The sequence below is a fragment of the Actinophytocola sp. genome (genome assembly GCF_035942955.1).
Lineage (GTDB): Bacteria > Actinomycetota > Actinomycetes > Mycobacteriales > Pseudonocardiaceae > DASYTH01.
Genome location: NZ_DASZCQ010000029.1, coordinates 1 through 9755 on the forward strand (window position 1 = coordinate 1; position 9755 = coordinate 9755).

Consider the following 9755-nt stretch of genomic DNA (forward strand, 5'->3'; position numbering starts at 1 on the left):
CTTTTGTGGTGCTATAGCCCCACAAAAGACTCACGACAGGGGAACTGGGCGGACCTCCCGGGCTGAGCCAATCTCGTGGCCGTCGGCGCACAGCATGGTGACCCGGACCGGCGCGCCGCAGTCCTTGTGGGTGAGCCGAACCGAGGGACCGCCCTCGTCGGCCAGGTACTTGTCGCCCCAGTGCAGCAGGCCGACCAGCACGGGGTAGAGGTCCAGACCCTTCTCGGTGAGCCGGTACTCGTGCCGCTGCCGCTGCCCGGGCTCCTGGTACGGGACCCGGCGCAGGATGCCGTGCTCGACCAGGTGGGCCAGCCGCTGGCTGAGCACCTGCCGCGGCGCGCCGGTGTTCTGCTGGATGTCGTCGAACCGGCGGACCCCGCTGAACGCCTCGCGGAGCACCAGGATCGTCCACCGCTCGCCGAGCACCTCCAGCGACCGGGCGATCGAGCAGTCCTCGGGCCGGTAACGCAGCGCCGTCGGTTTCAGCATGTGGTCCATGCTAAGTCTAGTTGACAGACCCAGCAAACTCCGACAGTCTGAGTGCGTGATTCAAACCCAGGCCCACATCCGGCCGGCCGGCCCGGCCGACGCGGAGGCCGTCCGCGCCTTCCTCGCCGGCCTGTCCCGAAACGCGCAGTACCAGCGCTTCTTCACCGGCCTCGGATCGGTGTCGCCGAGCCTGGTGCGCGAGTTGGTGACGGTGACCCCGCGCCAGCAGGTCATGATCGCCACCCTCGGCGACGAGGTGATCGGCCACGCCATGGCCTCCGCCGCCCGTGACCACGCCGTGGAGCTCGGCGTGGTCGTCGCCGACGCGCACCGCGGCCGGGGCATCGCCACCCGCCTCATGCGCGCCCTGCTCGAGCACGCCGTCCTCGCCGGCGCCGACCGCCTGCGCCTCGACGTGCTGTGCGAGAACCAGCTCGTCCTCGACTGGATCCGGCGCGCCCTCCCGGACACCGTGTTCGAGCGCGACGGCTACGCCCTGACCGGCCACGCTCCGCTCGGCCCCGACCTTCTCACCACGGTCGACGAGGTGGACGAGCTCGTCGAGCCCGAGCCCGTGGCCTTGTGACCCCCGCGTGTCGAGCCGAGGGGATCCCGCTCGACGTGTGAGCAGAGCCGGCTTTCCACGTCACGGGATTGCTGGGAGATCGACAATGAGACGCACGCTTGCCGCCTTGACGGTGGCCGCGGCCGGGCCGGGGCTGCTCCCGACCGGCCCGGCCGCCGCGACGACGACCGGCTCGACGGCAAGGGCGTTCCTCGCGCCGACCATGTATCGGTGCTTCACCGGCGGGTACCGCCCCGCCGAGTTCAACCCGCGCGCCGAGCTGGTCGGTCGGGTCGAGCGCGGCGACGCTTCGGACCGGATCATCGCCACGGTCCGGGACGCGCAGAGCACCGTCACCCGCACCGGCCCGCTGGTGCCGCCCACGCGCGACGCCACCGACCGGGCCGGCGGCCACCTCTACGCCATCCCCGGCCCGGTGGCCCGCTAGAGAAAAGTCCGTCGCCCGTGTCGATCCGGCGCCACCCCGATCGACGCGTAGGCAGAGGCTAGGTTCCTCGCAGAAAAGTCGAGAGCAGCAAGGAGAAGGCAATGCGATTCATGACCCTGGTCAAGGGCCCCGAGCTCGACTCCCCGCCGCCGCAGGCGCTGATCGACGCGATCACCAAGCTCGGTGAGGACGGCACCAAGGCCGGCGTGCTGGTCGAGACCGGCGGCCTGGCCCCCAGCGCCGCCGGCGCGGCGGTGCGGGTCAGCGGTGGCAAGGTCACCGTGACCGACGGCCCGTTCAGCGAGGCCAAGGAGCTGGTCGGCGGCTACGCCGTGTTCGAGGTGAAGTCCAAGGAGGAGGCCGTCGAATGGGCCCGCCGCTTCATGGAGGTGCACGCCGAGCACTGGCCGGAGTGGTCGGGCGAGATCGAGGTCCGCCAGGTGCTCGGCCCCGACGACATTCCCGGCAGCTGACACCGTCCACATGAGCCGGACGCCCCGGAACCACCCGGGGTGTCCGGCTTTCGGCGTGGTCAGCTCGGCGTGGTGAACGGGTCGGGCGAAGTGTGCGGTGCCGATGGTGCCGCCGGCGATGCGGAGTTCGGCGAGCAGGGTGGCGCGGGTGCCGGCGGCGCGGTCGGGGTCCTCGTCGTACCGGTAAGTGATCGTGGGTTGGCCGGCCGCATGGATGCACGACCAGGTCGCCGGTGCGGGCGAGGTCGGCGACGTGCACGATCTGGTGTCCGGCGTGTGGGCGCACCGGGATGCCGGGCGGCACCTCGACGCCGGCGACCATCCTGGCCTGATACGGCATTTCCCGATCATGCCAGGTGCTGCTACGGTGAGGGCGGGTAGCGAGGCACGCCTGGCTCGGCCGCGTGCGATTCCGCGCCCCGTCTGGCGAGTTCTCCCCGCGGCGTTCTGCCGCATTCTTTCGTTCAAGGAACACCATGACCACACCCGTCCAGTTCTCGGACAGTCCACATGAGACTGTCAGCGGCCTGCTCGACGTCCGGGACAAGGCCGCCTACCTGAGGTCCTCCTACCTGCCCGCGCGCTCCGACGTCCGCGTCGGGCTCGCCCGGGTCAAGCAACTCGGCCTGCGCCCCGGTGACCACGTCGTCGGCAGCGCCGGGCTCGGCGACGTCAGCGCCGTCAACGGGTCGGCGCGGTGGCGCTCGCGGCCGCACTTCGCCGAGCTGACGCCGGTGCATCCGCGCGAGCGGATCCGGCTGGAGACCGGGTCGCCGACCACCCGGCTGATCGACCTGTTCGCCCCCATCGGCAAGGGGCAGCGCGGGCTCATCGTGGCGCCGCCCAAGGCGGGCAAGACCATGGTGCTGCAGGACATCGCGGCCGCGATCTCGCGCAACCACCCGGAGTGCCACCTGATGGTGGTCCTCGTCGGCGAGCGGCCCGAGGAGGTCACCGAGCTGCGCGAGTCCATCGGCGGCGAGGTCGCCGCGTCCACTTTCGACAAAGCCGACCGCGAGCACACCGCGGTCGCCGAGCTGGCCATCGAGCGGGCCCGCCGGCTCGTCGAGCTCGGCCGCGACGTCGTGCTCCTGCTCGACTCGCTCACCCGCCTCGGCCGCGCCTACAACAACCTCGCGCCCAACGGCGGCCGCATCCTGGCCGGCGGCCTGGACGCCGCCGCCCTCCTGCCGCCCCGCCGCTTCTTCGGCGCCGCACGCAACGTCCGCGAGGGCGGCTCGCTCACCATCCTGGCCACCGCCCTCGTCGAGAACGGCTCCCGCATGGACGACAACCTGTTCGAGGAGTTCAAGGGCACCGGCAACATGGAGCTCCGGCTCAGCCGCGCCCTTGCCGACAAGCGCCTGTTCCCCGCCGTCGACCTCGACGCGTCCGGCACCCGTCGCGAGGAGATCCTGCTGGAACCCGGGGAGCAGCGCCTGGTCTGGCGGCTGCGCCGGACCCTCGGCGGGCTGGACCGCCAGCACGCCGTCGAGCTGCTCCTCGACAAGCTCCGCGAAACCCCGTCCAACGCCGCGTTCCTCAGCCAGCTCCGCGACGCGGCCTGACCACTGTGGCCGGACGAGGAGTCGCCATGCCGGGATACATCCTCACCGGCGCCCCAGGGGCCGGGAAAACCGCCGTGCTCCGCCAGTTGGAGATCAACGGACACGTCGTCGTCGAGGAGGCCGCGACGGACGTCATCGCCCTCGACAGCGCCCTCGGCCGCGAGGAACCGCGGCACGACAACACCTTCATCGACAGGATCGTCACCCTTCAGCGGCGCAGGCAGAACGCCGTTCGCGCCGCGGCGAGCACCATCGTCTTCTACGACCGCTCACCGGTGTGCACGCTGGCGCTGAGCCGCTACCTGGGCCTCGCGACGTCGCCCCTGCTTGCCCGTGAGGTCGATCGAGTCGTGGCGGAGGGCGTGTACGAGACGACGGTCTGCTTCGTCCGCAACCAGGGCTTCGTTCGGGCCACCGCGGCAAGGCGGATCAGCTTCGAGGACTCGCTGGTGTTCGAGCAGGTCCACGAACGGACCTACCGCGACCTCGGGTTCCACCTCGTCGACGTGCCCGCGGGTCCGCTGACCGACCGCGTGGCATTGGTGCAGCGGGTCGTTGCATAGGGTCAGTCCCGCTTCCTTGACCGGAACGCCGCCACGTGCACCCGGTTGGCGCACCGCGCGGAGCAGAATCGCTTGGCCCGGTTCGTCGAGGTGTCCAGGAAGTACCTGCCGCATCCCGTTGCGGCGCACCGGCCCCACCGGTCGAGGCCGTAGCGGACGATCCCCTGGGCGATGCCCCAGGACGCCGCGGCGGCCACCTCCGTGGCGGGCGGCGCGTCGGGGTCGGCCACGTGGACGTGCCAGTGCGGCGCCGCGTCGTCGTGGCCGGCGGAAAGGCGGGGGCGCAGCGGGTGCGCGGCCAGCAGCGCGTTGACGGCCGCCAGCACCCGGTCGCGGTCCCCGTCGACGGCGCCCGCCAGCGCGGCGCGCAGCCCGGTCGCCACCCTCAGCAGAACGGCCAGGTCCCGCTCGGTGACCCGGTCGGACCACCAGGGCTCCTCGTGGAGCGCGGCGCGCAACGCGTCGACGGTGGTCAGGTCGGCGTTGGCCAGGCGAAGGGCGACCTCGAGGTAACTGGCATTGTCCATCCGCGGTCCTTACGGCTAGGCTCCGGAGCTGTCAGGGGCACCAGGCTTGAGCGCACCTTACCGGAGGGGCCATGGCGCAGGAGACCGTGCAACGGGACGTGCCGCTGCGTCGGGTGTTGGGACTCGCCCTTCCCGCGCTCGCCGTGCTGGCGGCCGAACCGCTGTACGTACTGGTCGACACGGCGGTGGTCGGGCATCTCGGGGCGATCCCGCTGGCGGCGGTGGCGGTCGGCGGCACGGTGCTGGCCCAGGTGTCGAGCACGCTGACGTTCTTCTCGTACGGGACGACGGCGCGCACGGCCAGGCTGCACGGCGCCGGCCGGCGGACCGACGCGGTGGCCGAGGGGGCGCAGGCGACCTGGCTGGCGTTCCTCGCCGGGGTGCTGCTGATCATCATCGGGCAGGTGCTCGCCGGCCCCGTCGCCCGGCTGCTCGCCGGACAGGGGGAGGTGGCCGACGCGGCCGTGAGCTGGCTACGGATCGCGCTGTTCGGCACCCCGTTCATCCTGACGACCATGGCCGGCAACGGGTGGATGCGCGGGGTGCAGGACACCGCGCGCCCGCTGCGCTATGTGTTGGCGGGCAACGGAATCTCGGCGGCGCTGTGCCCGGTTCTGGTGTATGGAGCGGACTTCGGCCTCGCCGGCTCGGCCGTCGCCAACGTGGTGGCGCAGGTGATCTCGGCCGGGTTGTTCGTGCGCGCCCTGCTCGTCGAGCGGGTCCCGCTGCGGCCGCGGGCGGACCTGATGCGGGCGCAGCTGGGGATCGGGCGCGACCTGATGCTGCGCAGCCTGGCGTTCCAGGCGTGCAACGTGTCGGCGACGGCGGTGGCGGCGCACACGGCGGCGGCCACGGTGGGGGCGCACCAGATCGTGACGCAGCTGTGGGTGTTCGTGGCCCTGCTGCTCGACGCGCTGGCGATCGCCGCGCAGTCGCTGATCGGCGCGGCGCTCGGCGCGCGGGACGAGCGTGGAGCGCGCGAGCTGGCCCGGCGGATCGCCGGGTACGGGCTGGTGTTCGGGGTGGCGCTCAGCCTGCTGTTCGCGGCGTCGACGTCGACGCTGCCGCACGCGTTCACGTCGGATCCCTCGGTGCTGGCCGAGATTCCGGGCGCATGGTGGTTCTTCGTCGCGCTGCAACCGATCGGCGGCATCGTGTTCGCTTTGGACGGTGTGCTGCTCGGCGCCGGGGACGCGGCGTTCATGCGTAACGTCACGATTGTCGGTGCGCTGCTGGGGTTTCTGCCGATGGTGTGGTTGTCGTTCGTCTTCGGCTGGGGCCTGGTGGGGATCTGGTCGGGCTGGGCCGCGTTCCTGGCGATCCGGTTGGCCTGGATGGTGGCGCGGATGCGGTCCGGGCGGTGGGCGGTGGTCGGCGCGATCCGAGCGTGATCGTGGTTCGCCCTGCTGGTGCTCGGGTCGTGGCGGACGGCCGTGTGGTGGCGCCGGGGCAAGGGCGGCGGTGTTCGCCGCCGAGGCCAGGGGCGAGGCCGTCCCGGTGCGGCTACGGCACCGGCGGTGGGACGCCGAGGTGGCGGCGGCATAGTCTCGGCACGTGCAGCCGGGGTTGGTGGTGGTCGACAAGCCAGCGGGGATGACGTCGCACGACGTGGTCGCCCGGGTTCGCCGGATCCTGGGCACCCGCAAGGTCGGGCACGCGGGGACGCTCGATCCGATGGCCACCGGTGTGCTGGTGCTCGGCGTCGAGCGGGCCACCAAGCTGCTCGGCCACCTCGCCCTCGACCGCAAGGCGTACCTGGGCACGATCCGGCTCGGCGCCGCGACGACCACCGACGACGCCGCGGGCGAGATCCTGTCCACAGTGGACGACCCGACGCTGGATACGGTGGGGGACGAGGAGATCAAGGCGGGAATCGCGGCGCTGACCGGGACGATCCAGCAGGTGCCCAGCGCGGTGAGCGCGGTCAAGATCGACGGGCGGCGCGCCTACGCCAGGGTGCGCGCCGGCGAGCGGGTCGACATCCCCGCGCGGCCCGTGCGGGTGTACCGCTTCGACCTGCTCGACACCCGCCGCGAGCCCGGCGCGATCGACCTCGACGTGCTGGTCGAATGCTCCGCCGGCACCTACGTCCGCGCGCTGGCCAGGGATCTCGGGGCGAGCCTCGGCACCGGCGGGCACCTGACCGCGCTGCGCCGGACCAGGGTCGGACCGTTCGGCCTCGCCGTCGCGAAGACCCTTGAGCGACTCCAGAGCGAGCCCGCGCTGTCCCTCGACCTCGACGCCGCGGTGGCCGCCGCGTTCCCCCGGCGCGACGTCGACCGGGACGACGCACGGGCGCTGTCGCACGGGCGGCGGCTGCCGGCCGGGGGGATCGACGGCACCTACGGGGTGTTCGACTCCGACGGGCGCGCCGTGGCGCTGATGGTGGACGAGGGGCCGGTGGCGCGGCCCCTGGTCGTGCTGACTCCCGCCGCATCGCCGTAGGCTGCGGGTGTGCAGCGGTGGCGCGGACTGGAGAGCCTGCCGGGGGGCTGGGGTCGCTGCGTGGCGACCATCGGCGTGTTCGACGGCGTCCACCTCGGCCACCAGGAGCTGATCAAGCGCGCGGTCGCCATCGCCAAGCAGCGCGGGCTGCCCAGCGTGGTGGTCACCTTCGACCCGCATCCGTCCGAGGTGGTGCGTCCCGGTAGCCATCCGGCGCAGCTGACCACGTTGCGGCGCAAGGCGGAGCTGGTCGAGCAGCTCGGCGTGGACGTGTTCTGCGTGCTGCCGTTCACCCCCGAGCTGTCCAAAATGCCCGCCGACGAGTTCGTGCACGAGGTCCTCATCGACAAGCTGCACGTGGCGTCGGTGGTCGTGGGGGAGAACTTCGCGTTCGGACACCGCGCCGCGGGCAACGTCGAGCTGCTCACCCACCTCGGCCACCGGTTCGGGTTCTCGGTCGAGGACGCCAAGCTGATCTCGGCGGCCAACGCGGCGCCCGGCGACGAGATCACCTTCTCCTCCACCTACATCCGGGCGTGCATCGACGCCGGCGACGTCACCGCCGCGCGGGCCGCGCTCGGGCGGCCGCACCGGCTCGAGGGGATCGTGGTGCGCGGCGATCGCCGGGGCACCGAGCTGGGCTTTCCCACCGCGAACCTGTCCACGCCCCGGTACGCGGCGGTGCCCGCCGACGGCGTATACGCCTGCGAGTTCTCGGTGATCTCGGGAAGCGCCGGCGCGGGCCCGCTGATGGCGGCGGTGTCGGTGGGCACCAACCCCACGTTCTCCGGGCGGGAGCGCCGGGTGGAGGCGTTCGTGCTCGACGTCGACGCCGACTTCTACGGCCAGCGGGTGGCCCTGGACTTCGTCCGGCGGTTGCGCGACATGGTGCGTTTCCCGTCCAGCGAGGCGCTCGTCGAGCAGATCCATCGGGATGTCGAGCAGACCCGCGAGGTGCTCGCGGAGGGTGATTCCACAAGACCCCGATCGGGTTAACGGACGATGTGCGTTGCGCCGACTGTCCGAATCCGCCCCGGTCTGCGTCACGGGCTGGCAAGATGCAGTGGACTGACCTGCGACGTGGGCGTTCAGGGGAGAGGCGACCGTGGAGGACCACAAGATCGTGCAACGCAACCTCGCGCTGCAACGGGAATGGTACGGCGAGCCGCTGGGGGATCGGGTTCGCCGGCTGGTGGTCGCGTTCGACGTCTCCCAGGCCAACCTCGCGGAGGTGCTCGGGATCAGCGCGCCGATGCTCAGCCAGGTGATGAGCGGCAGGCGCGCCAAGATCGGCAACCCGGCCGTGCTGGCCCGGTTGATCATGCTCGAGCGCAAGGTGCTCGTCCCGGACGTCGCCGCCGGCAAGCGGGAGGCCCTGCAGCGCGCCCTGGACGAGGTGCGCGCGTCCAAGCCGTCGGTGACCAGGGACAGCCTGCCGGTCGACGTGGGGCGCAACGACCGGGTGGCGATCACCGCGCTGCGCCGGGTCGCCGAGGCCGCGGACCTGACCGCCGCGGCGGAACTGCTCGACGGCAAGTACCCCGACCTCGCCGATCTGCTGCGCCGGGCCGGTCGAACGCACTGAGTCTTCGTCCATCCAGGAGGCCATGGCCGTGCCTCGTCTGTTCTCCGCAGTGGAGCTGCCCGAGCCGGTGGCGGCGGACCTCGACACGCGACTGGGCAAGGTCCGGCCGGACGCCGACGCGCTGAAGTGGGTGCCGCCGCAGAGCTGGCACATCACGCTGGGTTTCTACGGCAACCGCGAGCACGCCGACCGCCGCGGTGCATGGCTGCGCCGGCGGGCGACCGGCCTGGTCGCGCCGCGGATCAGGCTGGCGTCGGCCGGCGGCTTCCCCGGGGTGCTGTGGATCGGGGTCGAGGCGGCCAACGAGAAGCACCGGCGCGCCGTGCACGCCGTGGCCGCCGCCGCCAAGCCGGACGAGGGCTCCGAGGACGAGTTCCGCCCGCACGTCACCGTCGCACGGTGGCGCCGGGGCCCGGACCGCAACCCGCTCGCCGAGCGGGCCGCGCTGGCCCTCGGCGACTACGTCGGTCCTTGGTGGATACCCCGGGAGCTGGTCCTGTTCAGCAGCCAGCTCAAGCCCGACGGCCCGGTCTACGAGGCCGTCGAGCGGATCCCGCTCAAGGTCACCTGACCGGGGCTGGGTGCGCGAGCACCGTTCACCGCCTGGTAACGTTGGCAGTCGGGTCCGGCTGCAGTCCGTGGCGGCCGTGACCATCTACCCCGCACGGGGCCCCACGGTACGGCTACTTCCGAGGAGTCAACGAGTGGCGCTGTCCACCGAACAGAAGAAGACGATCCTGGCCGAGTACGGGTTGCACGACACCGACACCGGCTCGCCGGAGGCTCAGGTCGCGATGCTGACCAAGCGCATCAGGGACCTGACCGACCACTTGAAGGTGCACAAGCACGACCACCACTCCCGACGGGGTCTGCTGCTGCTCAACGGCCGGCGCCGCCGGCTGCTGAACTACCTGAAGAAGGTGGACATCGAACGCTACCGATCGCTGATCCAGCGACTCGGTCTGCGCCGATAGACAGCCCCGAGGGGGAGTGGCGAGCGCCGCTCCCCCTCGGTACATAACCGAAACCAGGGCAAGCGCCCAGCGCGGGGGACCAGGTTCGCCGGTCCTCGGTAGTGGTTCCCGGGTACAG

General features: G+C 72.0%; 13 protein-coding genes. 11 read left to right on the top strand and 2 right to left on the bottom strand.

Annotation, left to right across the window (positions count from 1 at the left end; genetic code table 11):
* Positions 1-30 precede the first annotated feature (30 nt).
* Positions 31-489 carry a helix-turn-helix domain-containing protein gene (locus tag VGX25_RS02170; protein WP_326915819.1) on the bottom strand — a complete coding sequence of 153 codons (459 nt, stop codon included), beginning with the start codon at positions 487-489 and terminating at the stop codon, positions 31-33.
* A 55-nt stretch (positions 490-544) separates the two neighbouring features.
* Here VGX25_RS02170 and VGX25_RS02175 point away from each other — a divergent pair, with 55 nt between their 5' ends.
* From VGX25_RS02175 to VGX25_RS02195, 5 genes are all read left to right on the top strand, one after another.
* Entirely contained in the window at positions 545-1075 is a 531-nt protein-coding gene (locus VGX25_RS02175) for a GNAT family N-acetyltransferase (RefSeq protein WP_326915820.1), read from the top strand.
* A gap of 85 nt (positions 1076-1160) precedes the next feature.
* Positions 1161-1502 (top strand): hypothetical protein, encoded by a 342-nt coding sequence (locus VGX25_RS02180; protein ID WP_326915821.1) that lies wholly within the window; start codon positions 1161-1163, stop codon positions 1500-1502.
* A gap of 101 nt (positions 1503-1603) precedes the next feature.
* Positions 1604-1975: a YciI family protein gene (locus VGX25_RS02185; RefSeq protein WP_326915822.1), complete on the top strand. Its 372-nt coding sequence runs from the start codon at positions 1604-1606 to the stop codon at positions 1973-1975.
* A 476-nt stretch (positions 1976-2451) separates the two neighbouring features.
* A complete protein-coding gene (gene rho / locus VGX25_RS02190; RefSeq protein ID WP_326915823.1) occupies positions 2452-3543 on the top strand; it encodes a transcription termination factor Rho in 1092 nt (363 codons plus the stop codon).
* A gap of 26 nt (positions 3544-3569) precedes the next feature.
* Positions 3570-4106 (top strand): AAA family ATPase, encoded by a 537-nt coding sequence (locus VGX25_RS02195; RefSeq protein ID WP_326915824.1) that lies wholly within the window; start codon positions 3570-3572, stop codon positions 4104-4106.
* A gap of 2 nt (positions 4107-4108) precedes the next feature.
* On the opposite strand, the gene VGX25_RS02200 is transcribed toward VGX25_RS02195, so the two are convergent.
* On the bottom strand, positions 4109-4633 hold the full coding sequence (locus VGX25_RS02200; protein WP_326915825.1) for a CGNR zinc finger domain-containing protein: 525 nt from the start codon (positions 4631-4633) through the stop codon (positions 4109-4111).
* A 71-nt stretch (positions 4634-4704) separates the two neighbouring features.
* On the opposite strand from VGX25_RS02200, the gene VGX25_RS02205 reads away from it, so the two are divergent.
* From VGX25_RS02205 to rpsO, 6 genes are all read left to right on the top strand, one after another.
* Entirely contained in the window at positions 4705-6024 is a 1320-nt protein-coding gene (locus VGX25_RS02205) for an MATE family efflux transporter (RefSeq protein WP_326915826.1), read from the top strand.
* A 163-nt stretch (positions 6025-6187) separates the two neighbouring features.
* Positions 6188-7078 carry a tRNA pseudouridine(55) synthase TruB gene (truB, locus tag VGX25_RS02215; protein WP_326915827.1) on the top strand — a complete coding sequence of 297 codons (891 nt, stop codon included), beginning with the start codon at positions 6188-6190 and terminating at the stop codon, positions 7076-7078.
* 9 nt (positions 7079-7087) lie between these two features.
* Positions 7088-8074 (top strand): bifunctional riboflavin kinase/FAD synthetase, encoded by a 987-nt coding sequence (locus tag VGX25_RS02220; RefSeq protein ID WP_326915828.1) that lies wholly within the window; start codon positions 7088-7090, stop codon positions 8072-8074.
* Between the two features lie 109 nt (positions 8075-8183).
* Positions 8184-8663 (top strand): helix-turn-helix transcriptional regulator, encoded by a 480-nt coding sequence (locus VGX25_RS02225; RefSeq protein WP_326915829.1) that lies wholly within the window; start codon positions 8184-8186, stop codon positions 8661-8663.
* Positions 8664-8685: 22 nt separating this feature from the next.
* The gene (gene thpR / locus VGX25_RS02230; protein ID WP_326915830.1) at positions 8686-9234 is read left to right on the top strand and encodes an RNA 2',3'-cyclic phosphodiesterase; all 549 of its coding nucleotides are present in this window, start codon (positions 8686-8688) and stop codon (positions 9232-9234) included.
* A gap of 133 nt (positions 9235-9367) precedes the next feature.
* A complete protein-coding gene (rpsO, locus tag VGX25_RS02235) occupies positions 9368-9637 on the top strand; it encodes a 30S ribosomal protein S15 (RefSeq protein ID WP_326915831.1) in 270 nt (89 codons plus the stop codon).
* Positions 9638-9755: the final 118 nt, after the last annotated feature.

What these genes read in the sequence shown, in the direction of transcription:
- VGX25_RS02170 (WP_326915819.1), bottom strand. Translation starts at nt 489, where the DNA reads ATGCTGAAACCGACGGCGCTGCGTTACCGGCCCGAGGACTGCTCGATC.
- VGX25_RS02180 (WP_326915821.1), top strand. Translation starts at nt 1,161, where the DNA reads ATGAGACGCACGCTTGCCGCCTTGACGGTGGCCGCGGCCGGGCCGGGG.
- VGX25_RS02185 (WP_326915822.1), top strand. Translation starts at nt 1,604, where the DNA reads ATGCGATTCATGACCCTGGTCAAGGGCCCCGAGCTCGACTCCCCGCCG.
- rho (WP_326915823.1), top strand. Translation starts at nt 2,452, where the DNA reads ATGACCACACCCGTCCAGTTCTCGGACAGTCCACATGAGACTGTCAGC.
- VGX25_RS02195 (WP_326915824.1), top strand. Translation starts at nt 3,570, where the DNA reads ATGCCGGGATACATCCTCACCGGCGCCCCAGGGGCCGGGAAAACCGCC.
- VGX25_RS02200 (WP_326915825.1), bottom strand. Translation starts at nt 4,633, where the DNA reads ATGGACAATGCCAGTTACCTCGAGGTCGCCCTTCGCCTGGCCAACGCC.
- VGX25_RS02205 (WP_326915826.1), top strand. Translation starts at nt 4,705, where the DNA reads ATGGCGCAGGAGACCGTGCAACGGGACGTGCCGCTGCGTCGGGTGTTG.
- thpR (WP_326915830.1), top strand. Translation starts at nt 8,686, where the DNA reads ATGGCCGTGCCTCGTCTGTTCTCCGCAGTGGAGCTGCCCGAGCCGGTG.